General features: G+C 62.9%; 16 protein-coding genes. 8 read left to right on the plus strand and 8 right to left on the minus strand.

The window, feature by feature from the left end:
• The first annotated feature begins 149 nt into the window (after positions 1–149).
• The 7 genes from G9X68_RS08495 (at position 150) to G9X68_RS08525 (ending at position 7734) form a co-directional block, all read left to right on the plus strand.
• On the plus strand, positions 150–344 hold the full coding sequence (locus G9X68_RS08495) for a hypothetical protein (protein WP_003544544.1): 195 nt from the start codon (positions 150–152) through the stop codon (positions 342–344).
• Positions 345–533: 189 nt separating this feature from the next.
• The gene (locus G9X68_RS08500; protein ID WP_171602000.1) at positions 534–1529 is read left to right on the plus strand and encodes a P1 family peptidase; all 996 of its coding nucleotides are present in this window, start codon (positions 534–536) and stop codon (positions 1527–1529) included.
• A 55-nt stretch (positions 1530–1584) separates the two neighbouring features.
• Positions 1585–2505, plus strand: a complete 921-nt coding sequence (locus G9X68_RS08505) for a LysR substrate-binding domain-containing protein (RefSeq protein WP_063473505.1) — start codon at positions 1585–1587, stop codon at positions 2503–2505.
• Positions 2506–2655: 150 nt separating this feature from the next.
• On the plus strand, positions 2656–4182 hold the full coding sequence (locus G9X68_RS08510) for an ABC transporter substrate-binding protein (protein ID WP_171602001.1): 1527 nt from the start codon (positions 2656–2658) through the stop codon (positions 4180–4182).
• A gap of 309 nt (positions 4183–4491) precedes the next feature.
• Positions 4492–5439, plus strand: a complete 948-nt coding sequence (locus tag G9X68_RS08515; RefSeq protein ID WP_171602002.1) for an ABC transporter permease — start codon at positions 4492–4494, stop codon at positions 5437–5439.
• Positions 5440–5442: 3 nt separating this feature from the next.
• Positions 5443–6306: an ABC transporter permease gene (locus G9X68_RS08520; protein ID WP_171602003.1), complete on the plus strand. Its 864-nt coding sequence runs from the start codon at positions 5443–5445 to the stop codon at positions 6304–6306.
• 36 nt (positions 6307–6342) lie between these two features.
• Positions 6343–7734, plus strand: coding sequence for an amidase (locus G9X68_RS08525; RefSeq protein ID WP_171602004.1), 1392 nt, complete (start codon positions 6343–6345; stop codon positions 7732–7734).
• On the opposite strand, the gene G9X68_RS08530 is transcribed toward G9X68_RS08525, so the two are convergent.
• The 3 genes from G9X68_RS08530 to G9X68_RS08540 form a co-directional block, all read right to left on the minus strand.
• A complete protein-coding gene (locus tag G9X68_RS08530) occupies positions 7735–8592 on the minus strand; it encodes a C40 family peptidase (RefSeq protein WP_171602005.1) in 858 nt (285 codons plus the stop codon).
• Between the two features lie 11 nt (positions 8593–8603).
• Complete coding sequence (locus G9X68_RS08535; protein WP_017962816.1) at positions 8604–8954, minus strand: MarR family transcriptional regulator; 351 nt, start codon at positions 8952–8954, stop codon at positions 8604–8606.
• A gap of 177 nt (positions 8955–9131) precedes the next feature.
• Positions 9132–10523, minus strand: a complete 1392-nt coding sequence (locus tag G9X68_RS08540; RefSeq protein WP_171602006.1) for a leucyl aminopeptidase family protein — start codon at positions 10521–10523, stop codon at positions 9132–9134.
• Between the two features lie 144 nt (positions 10524–10667).
• Between G9X68_RS08540 and G9X68_RS08545 the strand changes: the two genes are divergently transcribed.
• A complete protein-coding gene (locus tag G9X68_RS08545; RefSeq protein WP_129417534.1) occupies positions 10668–11504 on the plus strand; it encodes a tetratricopeptide repeat protein in 837 nt (278 codons plus the stop codon).
• Between the two features lie 109 nt (positions 11505–11613).
• On the opposite strand, the gene G9X68_RS08550 is transcribed toward G9X68_RS08545, so the two are convergent.
• The 5 genes from G9X68_RS08550 to G9X68_RS08570 form a co-directional block, all read right to left on the minus strand.
• Entirely contained in the window at positions 11614–12246 is a 633-nt protein-coding gene (locus tag G9X68_RS08550) for a LysE family translocator (RefSeq protein WP_171602007.1), read from the minus strand.
• A 191-nt stretch (positions 12247–12437) separates the two neighbouring features.
• Positions 12438–13424, minus strand: coding sequence for a type II secretion system F family protein (locus tag G9X68_RS08555; RefSeq protein WP_171602008.1), 987 nt, complete (start codon positions 13422–13424; stop codon positions 12438–12440).
• Positions 13425–13439: 15 nt separating this feature from the next.
• Positions 13440–14447, minus strand: a complete 1008-nt coding sequence (locus G9X68_RS08560) for a type II secretion system F family protein (protein ID WP_171602009.1) — start codon at positions 14445–14447, stop codon at positions 13440–13442.
• Between the two features lie 5 nt (positions 14448–14452).
• Complete coding sequence (locus G9X68_RS08565; protein WP_171602010.1) at positions 14453–15928, minus strand: TadA family conjugal transfer-associated ATPase; 1476 nt, start codon at positions 15926–15928, stop codon at positions 14453–14455.
• Between the two features lie 132 nt (positions 15929–16060).
• Positions 16061–17338, minus strand: coding sequence for a CpaE/TadZ family protein (locus G9X68_RS08570; RefSeq protein ID WP_171602011.1), 1278 nt, complete (start codon positions 17336–17338; stop codon positions 16061–16063).
• Positions 17339–17348 lie beyond the last annotated feature (10 nt).

Here is a 17348-nt window from a genome sequence, read left to right on the forward strand (position 1 = left end):
GATCTCCTTGGGCGATCTGTGCTTGGCAATGACCGTCCGGGCGCCCTCTCCCGCCCGAACTGTCGAATGTGACGTTCGTCCTCCTTTCAACGGTACCAGACAAGTCAATTCGCCATGGCTGCGCATGTCGCGCGGCAGGAGTTCTATCTATGAAGAAGCAAGTTATCGAATATGCAGGCGTTCCCGTCGGGATCGTCATTCCCGATGAAGACCGGCTGAAGTTCATCGCCGTGAAATTTCATGTCCACGACCTCGACGAGCAGCGTTTCGGCTCGCCGGACGAGGTGCGGCTGGCCATCCATGACCTGATGACCCGCCGTCATCCGAAGCCGCTTCATGCCTGAGGCATGAGGCCGCGATTAGAATTCACGGCTTTTCCCGATGTCCGACCGGTCCCGCCAAATGGGGCCGGTCTTGTTTTTTGAGGACAATTGCAGTCCTATCGGCGGCCTTTGCGTCTATCTCTTTGTTTCACGCAATTCCGGACGCAAAACCGCGCACAGTTATGCTGGAATTGCTCTAAGGATCCGCCCTTGCCCGATCTTCTCAACCTCATCACCGACATTGAAGGCGTTTCCGTCGGCCATGCGACCGACCTTGCGCTCGGTTCCGGCGTCACGGTCGTCGTCTTCGACGCGCCGGCCGTCGCATCCGGCACAGTGCTCGGCGGCGCGCCGGGCGGGCGCGACACCGGCCTGCTCGATCCGTCGATGACCGTCAATGCCGTGGATGCCTTCGTGCTTTCCGGCGGCTCGGCTTTCGGGCTGGATGCCGCCGGCGGCGTGCAGGCGGGCCTGCGCGAGCTCGGCCGCGGCTTTGCCGTCGGGTCGGTGCGCATCCCGATCGTGCCGCAGGCAATCCTGATGGACCTGCTGAATGGCGGCGACAAGGATTGGGGCCTTCACTCGCCCTATCGCGACATGGGCTACGCGGCATTGAAGGCCGCCACTAAGGGCACATTCGCGCTCGGCACCACAGGTGCCGGGACGGGAGCGACGACGGCCACCGTCAAGGGCGGGGTCGGCTCGGCCAGCGCCGTCAGCAGTGCCGGGCATCGCGTCGCGGCAATCGTCGCTGTCAATGCGCTGGGCTCGGCGACGATCGGCGACGGGCCGCATTTCTGGGCAGCACCTTTCGAAAAAGATGCGGAATTCGGCGGGCTCGGCATGCCTCATGTGGCCGACCACCAGATGCGACTCAAGGGCATGAACACGCCGGCAACGACGATCGGCGCTGTGGTGACCGACGCGCAGCTGACGAAGGCCGAGGCGCACCGGCTTTCGCTCGCCGGCCATGACGGGTTTGCCCGAGCACTGCTGCCGGCGCACCTGCCGCTCGACGGCGATACCGTATTTGCCGCTGCGACGGCCAAACATCGACGAGACGACATGGCGAGCCTGATGGAGCTTTGCCATCTCGCCACTATCGTCATGGCGCGGGCGATCGCCCGTGGCGTCTACGCGGCGACCGCGCTGCCGGTCGAGGGCGCACAAAAGGCATGGCGCGACCGCTATCCGAATAGTCATTGATTGAATAGGGTCTTAACCGGCCAGACCGAATATGCCGAATGGCGGAGAGACGTGAATGCAGATCCGGGCGCTGATGTATTTCGACGAGCTGGTCAGGACCAATTCGATGCGCCAGGCGGCCGAGAACCTCAATGTCGCGCCGACGGCGATCAGCCGGCAGATCGAGAACCTCGAATATCATTTCGGCGCGCCGCTTGTCGAACGTAGCGCCCGCGGCGTCAAGCTGACGGCCGCCGGCGAACTGCTCGCCGCCCGCGCCGGCCGGACGCTGCGCGAACTCGATCACGTGCAGCAGCTGATCGAAGATCTTAAAGGCCTGCAGCGCGGCCGTGTCAGCATCTATGCCAATGGCGCCACCGTCGCCAATCTGCTGGCGCCGGCGCTTGCCGAATTCAGTCTGAAATATCCGAAGCTGCGCTTTACCGTGACGATCACCAGCGCGCGGCAGGCGGTCGATGCCGTCAACAGCGCCGAGGCGGATATTGCGGTGACACTGTTTGCGCCTCCCATGTCCGGCACCAAGGTGCGGCTGCGCTCCGAGATCGCCTATGATCTCATCGTCACGCCGCAGCATCCAGCCGCCGCGCATACCGAGATCGCGGTGCGGGAGCTCGCCGACCATGCGCTGGCGCTGCCGGATCAATCCTTCGGCTTTCGCCAAGCCTTCGACGCGTTGTTCGAGAAGGAGGGGTTGAGCCTCGATCCCGTCTTCGTCACCAGCTCACTCGAAATGCTGAAGGAGCTCGTGCTCAGCGGGGCTGCGGCGACGCTGCTGCCGGCGCTCACCGTCCGCCGCGAGATCGAAGCGGGTCAGCTCCTCGCCATTCCGCTTGCCGGCAAGACCGGCATCCGCACCCATGTCGATCTCTGCGTCGCCCCGGACCGGCAGCTGTCCTTCGCCGCGACGAAACTGCTCGACTTCATCGAGAGGTTCATGCGCGAGCGCACGAACCGCCGGGGCGAGACGAAAGACTGACGCTTCAAGCTTGCATTGCCCACGAATTTCAGGTGTAGCTTTTTCGGCTACACTGAGCACACAAAATCGTCATTGTGTGTGCACTGGCATGGTGTCAATCTACTCGCAATGGGCCTTCGTCATCGACGCGCGGCCAGACAAGGGAACATGATGATCAAGCTTTCGTTTGCGCCTTCGCGTTTCGTCCGGCGGCTTTCCCTCAGTGCTGCGCTTTCGGCCGGTCTCGCGATGACTGCGATGACGCCGGCGGAGGCGGCGAAGACCACCCTCAATCTCGGCATGAGCGTCGAGCCGACCGGTCTCGACCCGACGATCGCGGCACCCGTCGCAATCGGCCAGGTGACCTGGCAGAACGTGTTCGAGGGATTGGTAACGATCGACCAGGCCGGCAAGATCCAGCCGCAGCTGGCGAAAAGCTGGGAGATCTCTCCCGATGGCCTGACCTATACGTTCAAGCTGCAGACCGGGGTCAAATTCCATGACGGCGAGGCCTTCGATGCCACTGCTGCCAAGTTTTCGCTCGACCGCGCCCGCGGCGCGGATTCGGTCAATCCGCAGAAACGCTTTTTCGCCTCGATCGCCTCGATCGATACGCCCGATGCCGAAACGCTGGTACTACATCTCTCGGCACCGACCGGCAGCCTGATCTACTGGCTCGGCTGGCCGGCCTCGGTGATGGTCGCCCCGAAGACGGCTGCCGACGGCAAGACGACGCCAGTGGGCACCGGTCCCTTCAAATTCGCCAGCTGGGCGAAGGGCGACAAGGTCGAACTCGCCAGGAATGCCGATTACTGGAGCAAGGATGCGGCCGCCAAGCTCGACAAGGTGACCTTTCGCTTCATCGCCGATCCGCAGGCGCAGGCGGCTGCGCTGAAATCCGGCGATCTCGATGCCTTTCCGGAATTTGCAGCACCCGAGTTGATGAGTTCCTTCGACGGCGATGCGAGGCTCGTCACCAGGATCGGCAATACCGAACTCAAGGTCGTTGCCGGCATGAACACTGCCAAGAAGCCTTTCGACGACAAGCGCGTCCGCCAGGCGCTGATGATGGCAATCGACCGCAAGACGGTGATCGACGGCGCATGGTCCGGCCTCGGCACGCCGATTGGCAGCCACTACACGCCGAACGATCCGGGTTATCAGGACATGACTGGCGTGCTGTCCTACGACGTCGAGAAGGCGAAGGCGCTGCTTGCCGAAGCCGGCTACCCCAACGGCTTCACCTTCACGATCAAATCGCCGCAGATGGCCTATGCGCCGCGCAGCGCCCAGGTGATGCAGGCGATGTTTGCCGAGATCGGCGTGACGATGAATATCGAGCCGACCGAATTTCCAGCGAAGTGGGTCCAGGACATCATGAAGGACCGCAATTTCGACATGACGATCGTTGCCCATGCCGAACCGCTCGACATCGACATCTATGCCCGCGATCCCTACTATTTCAATTACAAGAACCCTGCTTTCAACGCGCTGATGAAGAAGGTCCAGGAGACGGCCGATCCTGCCGCGCAGAATGCGATCTATGGCGAAGCGCAGAAGATCCTCGCCGAGGACGTGCCCGCGCTCTACCTTTTCGTCATGCCGAAACTCGGCGTCTGGGACAAGAAGCTGAAAGGACTGTGGGAGAACGAGCCGATCCCGTCGAATGTGCTGTCGGGGGTTTCCTGGGAGGAGTGAGGTATTATTGAATGCGTGAGGCGCGGCGATGAACCAGGAGCATTTATACAACAGTCAGTCACGTCAGGACCGCTTCCCTCTCCATCCCTCATTCCTGTGCTTGTCACAGGAATCCAGCGCGCCCAAGTCCTTGGGCGCAGGAGAATCCCTTACTTGGGAGACAGTCATTCACGGCGCGGACGCGCCGTGGCTGGATTCCTGTGGCAAGCACAGGAATGAGGGTGGGTGGGGTGGCGGTAGCATCACCTCGGAAACGTCGTGGGGCCGCCATCGCATATCCTTAAAAGCCACATCGAAAGCATGGCGCGCATGATCCCCCTCCTCGCCCGCCGCTTCGCCGGTCTCCTCGTTACGCTCGTCATCGTCTCGCTGCTGATCTTCGCCGTCATGGACCTTCTGCCCGGCGATCCGGCCTCGATCATGCTCGGCACCTCGGCAACACCGGAAACGCTTGAAGCGCTGCGTCACAGTCTCGGCCTCGACCAGCCGCTGCTGCTGCGTTACGGACAATGGTTGACCGGCGTGCTCTCCGGCGATCTCGGCAATTCCCTAACCTATGGCGTGCCGGTGGCGGGATTGATCGTCGAGCGGCTGACGGTGACGCTGCCGCTGGCGCTGATGGCGATCGTGCTTTCGGTGGCGATCGCCATGCCGCTCGGCGTGCTGGCCGCTTCGCGCCGCGGCGGTGTCTTCGACATCATCGCGACGCTGTTTTCGCAGATCAGCATCGCCGTGCCCGCCTTCTGGGTGGCGCTGCTGTTGATCATCCTGTTTTCGACGATGCTCGGGCTGATGCCGGCCGGCGGTTTCCCGGGCTGGAGCGCCGGCCTGCTGCCGGCATTGCAGGCGCTGGTTATGCCAGCCGTCGCGCTGGCGATGCCACAGGCGGGCGTGTTGACGCGGGTGGCGCGCTCGGCGGTGCTTGACACGATGCATGAGGATTTTGCCCGCACCGCGGTGGCCAAGGGGCTGTCACGCAGTGCAGTGCTGTGGCGCCATATCGTGCCGAACGCGCTGATCCCGATCCTGACGATGATCGGGCTGCAATTCACCTTTCTCGTCGCCGGCGCGGTGCTGGTGGAAAACGTCTTCAACCTTCCCGGCCTCGGACGGCTCGCGCTTCAGGCGCTCTCCCAGCGCGACATCATCGTCATCCAGGATGTCGTGCTGTTCTTCGCAGGTCTTGTCATCGTGATGAATTTCATCGTCGATCTCTCCTATCTGGCGATCGATCCCAGGATGAGAAAGGCGGCCTGAGACATGGTACCGATCGCATCCACTGCTATCACCAGCCGCCGGCGGGTCTTCAGATTTAGCCGGCGAATGAACCTGATTACAGGGGCTGCCATCATCGGCCTGCTGGTCGCGGTTGCGCTGCTGTCGCTCGTCTGGACGCCGCTGCCGCCGGCGAAAATGCAGATCATCCACAAATTGCAGCCACCGCTTGCCTTCGGCCTGCTCGGCACGGACCAATTCGGCCGCGATGTGCTTTCGATGCTGATGGCAGGCTGCTGGAATTCGCTGTCGATCGCCATCACAGCGGTTACGATCGGCGGGACGATCGGTTCGATCGCCGGCATTTCGGCGGCGGCAATCCGCGGTCCCTGCGAAGCGCTGCTGATGCGCATCTGCGACGTCATCTTCGCGCTTCCGCCGATCCTGTCGGCCATGGTGCTCGGCGCCTTTCTCGGGCCAGGGCGGTTCACCGCGATCACCGCGATCGCCGTCTTCATGATCCCGGTCTTTGCCCGGGTGACGCTTGCGACCTCGCTGCAGGCCTGGAGCCGCGACTATGTGACTGCAGCACGCGCGATCGGCAATACGCGCCTGACTATTTCGTTGCGCCATGTGCTGCCGAATATCATCAGCCAGATCATCGTGCATGGCGCGATCCAGCTGGGGCTGGCGATCCTCACCGAAGCGGGTCTCAGCTTCCTCGGGCTCGGCATGGCGCCGCCGGCGCCGAGCTGGGGCCGGATGCTTGCTGATGCGCAAACCTATCTGGCGCTCGCCCCCTGGCTGGCGATCCTGCCCGGCCTTGCCATTGCGCTCACCGTCTTCGGCTTCAATATGCTCGGCGACGGTTTGCGCGATCTGCTCGACCCGCGTGAGGCGAGCCGCTGATGTCCTCCCAAGACGAAAAGCCCGAAAGACCATGCCATGACCGAAACCGACATTACCATCCGCGAACTCAGGCAGCGCTTCGCCGATAAGAGCCTCTCCCCTCTCGAATACTGGCTCGCCGTCGAAGACCATATCGCCGCCTGGGAGCCTTCGATTTCGGCGCTCTACCTTTACGATCCGGAATCGGCGCGCGCCCAGGCGAAAGCGTCGACGGAGCGCTGGGCGAAGGGAGAAACGCTCGGTGCTCTCGACGGCATCCCGGTGACGCTGAAGGAACTGATCGCCACGAAGGGCCAGCCGGTGCCGCTCGGCACGAGGGCAGTGGAACTCAAACCCGCGGACGTCGATGCGCCGGCCGCCGCGCGGCTGCGGGAAGACGGCGCGGTGATCTTCGCCAAGACCACCTGCCCGGATTACGGCATGCTTTCCTCCGGCCTTTCGAGCTTTCATCCTCTCAGCCGCAACCCCTGGAACACCACGCAGAATCCCGGCGGATCGAGCGCCGGAGCCGCGGCGGCCGCAGCGGCCGGCTACGGGCCGCTGCATATCGGCACCGATATCGGCGGCTCGGTGCGCCTTCCCGCCGGCTGGACCGGCATCTTCGGCTTCAAGCCGAGCCATGGACGCATTCCGGCCGATCCCTATTATGTCGGGCGCTGCGTTGGGCCGATGGCGCGCACCGTCGAAGATGCGGCCTTTTCGATGGCGACGCTGTCACGGCCGGACTGGCGCGACGGCACCAGCCTGCCGCCAAACGAATTCAACTGGATGGATCTCGAGATCGACCTGTCGGGCTTGAAGATCGGGTTGATGCTCGATGCCGGCTGCGGGCTTGCGGTGGACGACGAGATCAGGGCCGCGGTCGAAACGGCGGCACAACAGTTCGAGGCGGCCGGCGCGACCATTCTATCGGTCCAGCCGGTGCTGACGCGCGCGATGCTGGATGGCCTCGACAACTTCTGGCGGTCCCGGTTCTGGGGCGATATCGCCGAGCTCGACGATAACAGGCGCGACAGCATCCTGCCCTATATCAGGGATTGGGCAATGGGCGGCGCCGATATCAGCGGTGTCGATGCGGTCAGGGGCTTCAACCAGACGATCGAGATGCGCAAGAGCTGCGGACGGCTGTTCACGCAAGTCGATGCCCTGCTTTCGCCAACCAATCCGATCATCTCCTATCCGGCCGAATGGGCATCGCCGACGAACGATCCGGCCCTGCCGTTCGAACATATCGGTTTCACCGTGCCGTGGAACATGTCTGAGCAGCCGGCCGCCTCGATCAACTGCGGCTTCTCCGGATCTGGCATGCCGATAGGGTTGCAGATCGTCGGGCCGCGCTTCGACGACATGCGGGTGCTGAGACTGTCGAAAGCCTTCGAGGACTGGACGGGCGGCGTGAGATCCTGGCCGCAGCCTCCGATCCGCTGATCAGCTGATCGGGCGGCGATACCCGGTCGGTTGCTCGTAGAGCCAACCGATGCGCTCGACCGCGGCCTCGAAATTCTCGCGCGCCACCGTCATGCTATGGCCGTTGGCGTGCAGAATGGTCTCCGAATCTTCGAAAACGGCGACATGGCCCTTCCAGAATACCAGGTCGCCTCGGCGGATTTCGGACCGGTCGATCGGCTGGCCGAGGCCTGCCGCCTGCATGTCCGTATCGCGTGGCGCAGCTCTGCCCGTCATCAGCATCGCCAGCTGGACGAGGCCAGAGCAATCGATGCCGAGGCCGGAACGCCCACCCCAGAGATAGGGCGTTTCCAGAAAACGGGCTGCGATCTCGACGTAATCGGCGCCATCGAGAGCGCCGATCGACTGGACATGCTTGGCGAAGATCGCACTTCCGTCCTCGAGCACGACGTAGCGGTTGCCGCGCGCTTCCGCCTCGCGGACGACATGAACGCGGCTTCCCATCGACAGGATCGCCTGGTGGGGCCTGCGCAGTTCCGGTTCCGGATAGAGGAAGGTGCGCTGGACGGTGACGATATGGGTCGGCGCCGGCCGGCCTTCCAAGAGCGCGTCTGCCCTGACATAGCCGACATAACCATCCGAGGCGGCTTTCACCCAGCACCAGCCACCGGCGCGATCGAAAACCGTCACATCCTCGCCGAGAAGCAGTTCCGTATCGATGCCGCGCGCAAGGTCCGGTTCGGGGCGCAAGCCCACGACAGGAACGGCGACGCGGGCCGGGGCGCCTTCGACAAAACGCGACGCCTCTACCTTGCCTTCAAGCCCCGCTTCCGCCAGATCAGGCCGGTAGGCATGCAGGCGGCGGTCGAGCATCGTCATTCGCATTCCTTTCAGATCGGCAGCCGGCGGGCCTGATCTCGGATGAGATCGCCGAGTTTTTCCAGGTAGAGCGCACCGCCGACGGTGCGCTTGATGATCACGTTGCGCCGGTCGGCATCGTCACGCACTCGGTCGACCAGGCCCATCTCGCCCATCGTATCCAAGGCACGGGTAATGACCGGCTTGGTGACATCAAGCGTGGCGGCAAGCCCGCGCACCGTGTGCGGCGGCGGCACCAGATAAATATGCAGCAGGATCGCCATCTGGCGCAATGTCAAATCGCGGTCGTCGTGGCGGACCTGATCGAGCGCCACGCCATGCCAGAGCCCCAGCGCCTGCGAGGCGGTCAGTTCGATCGGCACGGCCCCTCCGGAAGATCGTTACGCTAGCGTTCCATTTTCCGGCAGTTGCGATGCACATGCAAGGGCCGCGAGGAACTGCCGCCCGGCAAGGTGAATAAAATTTTAACGATCGGCAGCGAGGCGCACCGCGTGAATGGGGATCATGCGATGCGCCTCACCGCCTACTTTGGTATGGCGTCAGCGCAAGCTCTCGCGGATATGGTGAAAGAGCGCGCGGATCGCCTGTGCTTCGCCGCCGCCCGGCGAATGCGGCCGTTCGGACTGAGCCCAGCCGTAAATGTCGAAATGCGCCCAGCTCTTCGCCTTGCTGACGAAACGCTTGAGGAAGAGGGCGGCGGTGATCGCCCCTGCCATGCCGCCGGCCGGCGCGTTGGTGAGGTCGGCGAACTTGGTGCGGATATCCTTTTCGTAGCCGGAATACAGCGGCAGGCGCCAGATCGGATCGTCGGTTTCCAGGCTCGCTTCGGTCAGGTCATGGGCCAGATTGGCGTCATCGGTGAAGAAGGGCGGGAGATCCGGGCCAAGGGCAACGCGGGCAGCACCGGTCAGCGTCGCCATGTCGATCAGCAGCTCGGGCTCTTCCTCGTCGGCATAGGCAAGCGCATCGGCAAGGATCAGACGGCCTTCGGCGTCGGTATTGTCGATCTGGACGGTCAGGCCCTTGCGGCTCCGATAGATGTCGCCGGGCCGGAAGGCATTGGACGAGATCGCGTTTTCGACGACCGGAACGATAACGCGCAGATCGACCTTCAGCTTGGCGTCCATGATCATCAGGGCAAGTCCCATGACATTCGCCGCGCCGCCCATATCCTTCTTCATCAACAGCATGGAGGCGGCAGGCTTGATGTCGAGACCGCCGGTATCGAAGCAGACGCCCTTGCCGACGAGCGTCACCTTACGATGGCCCTTCTTGCCCCAGCGCAGCTCGAGAAGGCGCGGCGCATCGGCGCTGGCGCGGCCGACGGTATGGACCAGCGGAAAGTTCTGCTTGAGCAATTCGTCGCCCGTAATAACCGATATCTCCGCCTTGTAATGTTCGGCCAGACCGCGGAAAACGGCCTCGAGCTGGTTCGGTCCCATATCATTCGTCGGCGTATTGATCAGGTCGCGGGCGAGAAAGACGCCGGCAAGCTGGCGCTTGATGTCGGCGGCGTCGGCATCGCGGGGGATCATCAGCGTCGCCGCCGGCGATTTTTCGGATTTGTAGCGGTCGAAACGGTAGCTGCCGAGGCCAAAGCCGAGGGCCAGGCGATTTGCCGTCAGTGGCGCGGTCTCGATGTGCCAGTCACCGGCGGGCAGCGCACGGGCGAGCCTGCCGGTAATGTAGGGCTGCTCGGATGGATTGGTGCCGAGGCCGTAAAGCGCGCCGCCGAGATGGCCTTCGGCCGTCGGGATCAGCAGCAGCGACCCGCTTTCGGCCTTGTAGCCTGCCCTGCGCGCCCAATCGAGCGCGATCGGATCGATCGTGCCGGTCTCGATATGGGCAGGCGTGACGGCAAAGATCGGCAGCGTCGAACCGCCCTTCGTGTTGAAAGGGGTCGGTCTCTCGATGAACTGATAGGGGGCCATGATTGTCCTTCGGCGGTCGCAAGGAATCGTTCCTTAACGGTCTGTTAGGGTTAACAGACTATTGCTGGAGCGAAGATTACGCGTCAAACCTTTCCCTGTTCCGCTTCGAGGTCAGGCGCCGATTTCGGAATCCAGGAACGCGCCATGCCTGCCTCGCTCACCACCACATTCACCAATCGTATCCTGCAGGGCGCTGCGGCATCGCTGCTCGTCTTGGCACTTGCCGGTTGCTCGACGACCAAGGACCGGATGACAACGGGCTCGGTGCCGAAACTCACCAAGCCGGTCGAAGAGATGGACGCGACCGAGCTGCGCTCGGCGACGGACCGGCTCGGCCAGGCCTATGAAAAGAACCCGCGCGATCCCGTCACCGGCGTCAACTACGCCAATCTGCTGCGCATGAACGGCCGCGACACGCAGGCGCTCGCCGTCATGCAGCAGGTGGCGATCGCCAATCCCGGCGACCGCAACGTGCTGGCCGCTTACGGCAAGGCACAGGCGGCGGCCGGCCAGTTTCAGCAGGCGCTCGACACGATCGGCCGCGCCCAGACGCCGGACCGTCCGGACTGGAAGCTGATCTCGGCCCAAGGCGCTATCCTCGACCAGATGGGCCGGGCAAGCGATGCCCGGCAGCGCTACCGCGACGCGCTCGACATCCAGCCGAACGAGCCTTCCATCCTTTCCAACCTCGGCATGTCCTACGTGCTGACCGGCGATCTGCGCACGGCCGAAACCTATCTGCGCTCCGCCGCCAGCCAGCCGACCGCCGACAGCCGCGTCAGGCAGAACCTTGCCCTCGTCGTCGGTCTGCAGGGGCGTTTCCCGGAAGCCGAGCAGATCGCCCGGCGCGAACTTTCGCCGCAGCAGGCCGATGCCAATGTCGCCTATCTCAGAGGCATGCTCTCGCAGCAGAATTCCTGGCAGAAACTCGCCGCCAAGGACAAGACGCCGCAAGCAGCAGGCGACAGCAACACCAATTGACCGAATCATGTCGTCCGAAAGGCTACGCCTTCGGAGAGATCATGAAGTAATTTAAAGAGTTAGAGCATGATGTCGTCCGAAAACCGCGCACACTTTTCGGCATCATGCTCTAGCGGGCGCTCAGGCCCGAAAGAATGAGACGCAATCCCAGGCCGCCCATGACGGCACCGGCGGCCCGGTCGATCCAGCCCTTGGCGGCAAGATAGAGGCGCCGCGGATGGCGGGCCGAAAAAGCGAAGGCCACGATCGAATACCACCCCGCCTCCACGGCAAAGACGCCGAGCGGCAGCGCGACGATGAGATCGAGGGGCACCGTTCTCGGCAGAAGTGCCGCAAAGAGGCTGGCATAGACGATGATGGTTTTCGGGTTGCTGAGCTGGGTCAGCAGCGCAGTCGTGAAGCTCAATCTCAGCGCGCGGTTGCCGTTGACGGCGTCAGAGACTTCGAGCGGCTGACCGGCGCCCCTCCAGATATTGACCGCGATATAGACGAGATAGGCGCCGCCTGCGACCTTCAGCACGACATAGAGCCATTCGAATTGAGACAGCAGCGCCGTCAGCCCGGCAAGCGCCAGCACGGCAAAAACGACACCGCCGGCGCCCATGCCGAGTGCGGCCGCAAGGCCATCCAGCCTGGAACGCGAGATGGCGATCCTGGAGACGACGACGAAGCTCGGGCCGGGGCTCATCGCGCCGACCGCCAGGGCTGCCATGATGCTGATGAAAATGCCGGCAGAAGACATCGGAAACCTCTCTCTTGGATTGAACGCGCGCCAGGGGCACTGCGGTTGCATCCGCGCGCTGATGGTCGTCCATCCCATTTACCAACTATGCCGGCGGCCGTCACGCGTGTTTGAAGCTGCAGATCGGACCGTCTTCGAGGCAACATCGTCTCTGCCGAAAGCGGCATCCGCTTTCCGGGGCCGGCGCATCGTCAGAACTTGTCTGCCACCTGAATGCCGGCCGGACCGAGAATGACGGCGATCAGCACCGGCAGGAAGAACAGGATCATCGGCACCGTCAGTTTCGGCGGCAGCGCGGCCGCCTTCTTTTCCGCCTCGTTCATACGCTCGTCGCGTCCTTCCTGGGCGAGAACGCGCAACGCCTGCGCGACCGGCGTGCCGTAGCGATCGGCCTGGATCAGCGCCTGGGTCACCGAACGCACCAGCTCGATCTGGGTGCGGGTGGCAAGATTTTCGAGCGCCACGCGGCGATCCGGCAGGAAGGAGAGCTCGGCCGTGGTCAGCACCATCTCCTCGGCGAGCGCCGGCGACTGTTCGCCGAGTTCTTCCGATACACGGCGCATCGCGGCCTCGATCGAGATGCCGGATTCGACGCAGATCAGCATCAGGTCCAGCGCATCCGGCCAGGCGCGCTTGATCGAGTGCTGGCGCTTGCCCATGCGGTTGGAGATATAGATGTTAGGCGCGTAGAAGCCGAGATAACCGACGCCGATGACGGCGAAGAGGCGGATCGGCGTGCCCTTTTCGGCGAGATTTCCGAGACCGAAGACCCAGAAGGCAGCAAGCGCCAGGAAAAGGAAAGGCAGCAGGAAACGCGCCACCAGGAAGGTATTCAGCGCATTCTCCGAACGAAACCCGGCGGCACGCAGCTTGTTGACCGTGTTTTCGTCGACCAGCGCCTTGCGCAGGTTGAAGCGCTCGACGATCTGACGGACCGAGCGGTTGTTCTGGCTCCTGAGCGAGGCCTTGCCGGCGCCGGTTTCCGTGTTCATGCGGGCGCGTTCGCGGGCACGGATCTGCTCGCGCTCTGTGGAAACAGCCTTCATGCGCTTGTTCAGATCGCCGCGCTCGAAGAAGGGAACGGCAATCGTGTAAAAAGTGGCGAAGACGGCGATCGCGACGAGGACGGCGATCAGCATGCTCGGATTGGTCAGCGTTGCGGCAAGATCCTGCGACATGGTGCTTCCTTCCGGCTAGATGTCAAAATTGACCATGTTGCGCATGACGAAGATGCCGATCGACATCCAGATCGCCGAGACACCCATGATGAAATGGCCGCGCGGATCGGTGAAAAGGATCATCATGTAGTTCGGCGATGTCATGTAGACGAGGGTCGCGACGATGAAGGGCAGAGCCCCGATGATGACGGCCGACGCCTTGGCTTCCATCGAGAGCGCCTGGACCTTGGCCTTCATCTTCCTGCGCTCGCGCAGCACCTTGGAGAGGTTGCCGATCGCTTCCGACAGATTGCCGCCGGCCTGTGACTGGATGGCGATGACGATGGCGAAGAAGTTGACTTCCTGGAGCGGCATGTGGATCGTCATGCGGGCGCAGGCGTCGGGGATACTGAGGCCTACCTGCTGCGCCTCGATCACCCGCAGGAACTCGCTCTTGACAGGCTCGGTGCCTTCGGTCGCTATAAGGCGGATCGCATCGTTGAGCGGCAGGCCCGATTTGATCGAGCGCGTGATGACGTCAAGCGCATTGGGGAGCTCGTTCAAAAACTTGGTCTGGCGGCGCTTGATCAGGAAGCCGAGGACCCAGCGCGGCAGGCCGAGACCGGCAACGACGGCGATACCGACGATGACCATCCACGATGCGCCGACGACCAAGGCGACAAGCATCAGAAGAGAGGCGAAGACGGCACTGATGAGATAGAATTTCGCCGCCGTGATCGTCAGGCCGGCCTGCACCAGCCGCGATTTCATCGACACGGTCTTCTTGGTCTTTTCGTGCTGGCGCTTTTCCAGATCCTTCAGATTGTCCTGCACCGATTTACGGCGCTTCGACAGCTCCTGCACCCGGTCACGGGCGGCCTTGACCTTGACCCGGTCGCTTTCGGCCGATTTGACGCGATTGATGCGGCTTGCCGATTTCTTGTCGGCCTCGATCTTCGAAAACAACAGGGCATAAGCGACCGCCGCCGCGGAAACGGCGGCGAGGACGACGATTGCCAGGACTATGGGATCGAACCCGAACATCTCGCCTATTCCTTCGTTTTCGCTTCCATCGCGTCGAGGGCGGCGGCAAGACGCTTTTCCTCATTGAAGTAGCGGGCGCGATCCCAGAAATGCGGCTTGCCGACGCCGGTCGACATGTGCCGGCCGATCAGGCGGCCATTCGCATCCTCGCCTTCGATCTCGTAGCGCATCAGATCCTGGGTGATGATGACGTCGCCTTCCATGCCGATCACCTCGGTGATCTGGGTGATGCGGCGCGAACCGTCACGAAGGCGCGCCGCCTGAATGACGACGTCGACCGAGCTGGAGATGATCTCGCGCACCGTCTTTGCCGGCAGGGCGAAGCCGCCCATGGCGATCATCGATTCGATACGGCTCAGGCATTCGCGCGGCGTATTGGCGTGGATGGTGCCCATCGAGCCGTCATGACCGGTATTCATCGCCTGCAGCAGGTCGAAGACCTCCGGTCCGCGCACTTCGCCGACGATGATGCGCTCGGGACGCATACGCAGGCAGTTCTTGACCAGGTCGCGCATGGTGATCTCGCCCTCGCCTTCGATATTCGGCGGGCGCGTTTCGAGACGGACGACATGCGGCTGCTGCAGCTGCAGTTCGGCGGTATCCTCGCAGGTGATGACGCGTTCGTCCCTGTCGATATAGTTGGTGAGGCAGTTCAGAAGGGTGGTCTTGCCCGAGCCGGTGCCGCCTGAAATGACGACATTGCAGCGCACGCGCCCGATGATCTGCAGCACGGTTGCGCCTTCCGGCGTGATCGCGCCGAAACGGACGAGCTGATCGAGCGTCAGCTTGTCCTTCTTGAACTTGCGGATGGTGAGCGCCGGCCCGTCGATCGACAGCGGCGGCGCGATGACGTTGACGCGCGAACCATCCGGCAGGCGGGCGTCGCAGATCGGGCTCGATTCGTCAACGCGGCGGCCGACCTGGCTGACGATGCGCTGGCAGATCGAGAGAAGCTGTGCATTGTCGCGGAAGCGAATCTCGGATTCGATCGTCTTGCCGCCGACTTCGATGAAAGTCTGGCCGGCGCCGTTGACCATGATGTCGGCGATGTCGTCGCGCGCCAGCAACGGCTCCAGCGGGCCGTAGCCGAGCACGTCGTTGCAGATATCCTCGAGCAGTTCTTCCTGCTCGGAGATCGACATCGCAAAGTTCTTGATGGTGATGATGTCGTTGACGATGTCGCGGATTTCCTCGCGGGCGCTTTCGCCGTCAAGCTTGGAGAGCTGCGAGAGATCGATCGTGTCGATCAGCGCGGAAAAGACCTGCGCCTTGGTGTCGTAATATTCATCGGTGCGGGCCGGGCGCTTGCGCTGCGGCGTCTGCATCGGCGGTGGCGTCACCTGCTGGCGTGCGGACTCGCGCGCGGGTTCGACCAGAATGGAGGGGGAAGAGGCCGCAGGGGCGGCAGCCGGAACCGGCGGCGGAGGAGCAATCGCCCCCCCGACCTTTACGGAACCTTCATTTCCGCGTTTTCCAAACATGCCACTCGATCCAATCTGCTCGTTCTAGAGCATTTCCCGATCTCTCCGGAGTCACGGAAATGCTCTCTCTTTTTGTTTTCACGCAATTCCGGGTGCAAAACCGCTGCCACTTTTGCTGGAAATGCTCATCGTCTACTTGCGCTTCAGGAGGCCCAGCAGGCCGCCCTTCTTCGCCTTCTTGATCGCGACACGGCCGGTGACGATGTGCGATATCTGCGAAAAGGTTTCCGCCGTCGGCGACTTCGGGTCGACTTCCGAGATCATCCGGCCACTGTTGGCAGCGTTGCCGAAAAGATGGATGTCGAAGGGAATGATCGCAATCGGATCGATCTCCAGCGGCTCACAGAAATCCGCCGGCGAAATCTCCGGCCGTTTCGGCATGCCGACCTGATTGAGGATGAGATGCGGTGGCCGGTCGTTCGGCCGCATCTTGCGCAGCGCGTCCAGCATGTTCTTGGCATTGCGCAGATTGGCGAGATCGGGAACCGCTGCGATGACCACCTCGTCGACGCTCGACAGCACCGAGCGCGTCCATTCCGACCATGCATGCGGAACATCGAGCACGGTGACGGGCGCACTGCGCTGCAGGACGTCGAGCACCGGCTGGAAGGCCTGGCCGTCGAAATCATAGGCACGGTCGAGCAGCGAGGGTGCGGCAAGCAGCGACAGATGCTCGGAGCATTTCGTCAGCAGGCGGTCGAGGAAGACCTCGTCGAGACGATCGGGTGCGAAGACCGCTTCGGCGATGCCCTGGGCCGGATCCTGGTCGAAGTCGATGTTCGCCGTGCCATAGGGCAGGTCGAGATCGGCGAGAATCGTCTCGGTGGAGAAGAGATTGGAAATGCCGAAGGCGCAATTATGCGCGATGGTCGAAGCGCCGGTGCCGCCCTTCGAGCCGATGAAGGCGATGCTGCGGCCGAGCGGCTCGGAGTCCGGATCGACAAAGATCGAGGCCATCGCCGTAAGGATATCGGGCATGGCGACGGGCTGGACCATATATTCGGAAATGCCGTTGCGGATGAGTTCGCGATAGAGCCCGATATCGTTGTAATAGCCGATAATGACGACCTTGGTCGTCGGATCGCAAACTGCGGCGAGCGGCGCGAGTTCGCCGAGCAAGTTTCCGGCATTCGCCTTGGTCTCAAGGATGATGAGGTTCGGCGTCGGGGCGCCGGAAAACATATTGGCGGCAGCGGCGATGCCGCCGCTGGTGATGCGCATGCTGACTTTCGCGACGCGCCGATCATTGGCGCAGCGTTCCATGACATGCTGCAGGGCCTCGCTCTCGCAGAAGGCATGCACGGAGATGCGCGGCAGCGGCCGCATGTTTTCCAGATCCGCCATGCGCACCGCCTCCTCGGCATTGCGAAGCTCGCTGGGATTCCTGATTTCGTATTCGATCGCGCTCATCGTTCCGTTC

It is taken from the genome of Rhizobium changzhiense (assembly GCF_013087625.1).
In the GTDB taxonomy this organism is placed as follows: domain Bacteria; phylum Pseudomonadota; class Alphaproteobacteria; order Rhizobiales; family Rhizobiaceae; genus Rhizobium; species Rhizobium sophorae.

Coding starts and splice junctions, on each gene's coding strand:
- G9X68_RS08495 (WP_003544544.1), top strand. CDS start 150: ATGAAGAAGCAAGTTATCGAATATGCAGGCGTTCCCGTCGGGATCGTC.
- G9X68_RS08525 (WP_171602004.1), top strand. CDS start 6,343: ATGACCGAAACCGACATTACCATCCGCGAACTCAGGCAGCGCTTCGCC.
- G9X68_RS08545 (WP_129417534.1), top strand. CDS start 10,668: ATGCCTGCCTCGCTCACCACCACATTCACCAATCGTATCCTGCAGGGC.
- G9X68_RS08540 (WP_171602006.1), bottom strand. CDS start 10,523: ATGGCCCCCTATCAGTTCATCGAGAGACCGACCCCTTTCAACACGAAG.
- G9X68_RS08560 (WP_171602009.1), bottom strand. CDS start 14,447: ATGTTCGGGTTCGATCCCATAGTCCTGGCAATCGTCGTCCTCGCCGCC.
- G9X68_RS08505 (WP_063473505.1), top strand. CDS start 1,585: ATGCAGATCCGGGCGCTGATGTATTTCGACGAGCTGGTCAGGACCAAT.
- G9X68_RS08570 (WP_171602011.1), bottom strand. CDS start 17,338: ATGAGCGCGATCGAATACGAAATCAGGAATCCCAGCGAGCTTCGCAAT.
- G9X68_RS08520 (WP_171602003.1), top strand. CDS start 5,443: ATGGTACCGATCGCATCCACTGCTATCACCAGCCGCCGGCGGGTCTTC.
- G9X68_RS08515 (WP_171602002.1), top strand. CDS start 4,492: ATGATCCCCCTCCTCGCCCGCCGCTTCGCCGGTCTCCTCGTTACGCTC.
- G9X68_RS08510 (WP_171602001.1), top strand. CDS start 2,656: ATGATCAAGCTTTCGTTTGCGCCTTCGCGTTTCGTCCGGCGGCTTTCC.
- G9X68_RS08565 (WP_171602010.1), bottom strand. CDS start 15,928: ATGTTTGGAAAACGCGGAAATGAAGGTTCCGTAAAGGTCGGGGGGGCG.
- G9X68_RS08550 (WP_171602007.1), bottom strand. CDS start 12,246: ATGTCTTCTGCCGGCATTTTCATCAGCATCATGGCAGCCCTGGCGGTC.
- G9X68_RS08530 (WP_171602005.1), bottom strand. CDS start 8,592: ATGACGATGCTCGACCGCCGCCTGCATGCCTACCGGCCTGATCTGGCG.
- G9X68_RS08555 (WP_171602008.1), bottom strand. CDS start 13,424: ATGTCGCAGGATCTTGCCGCAACGCTGACCAATCCGAGCATGCTGATC.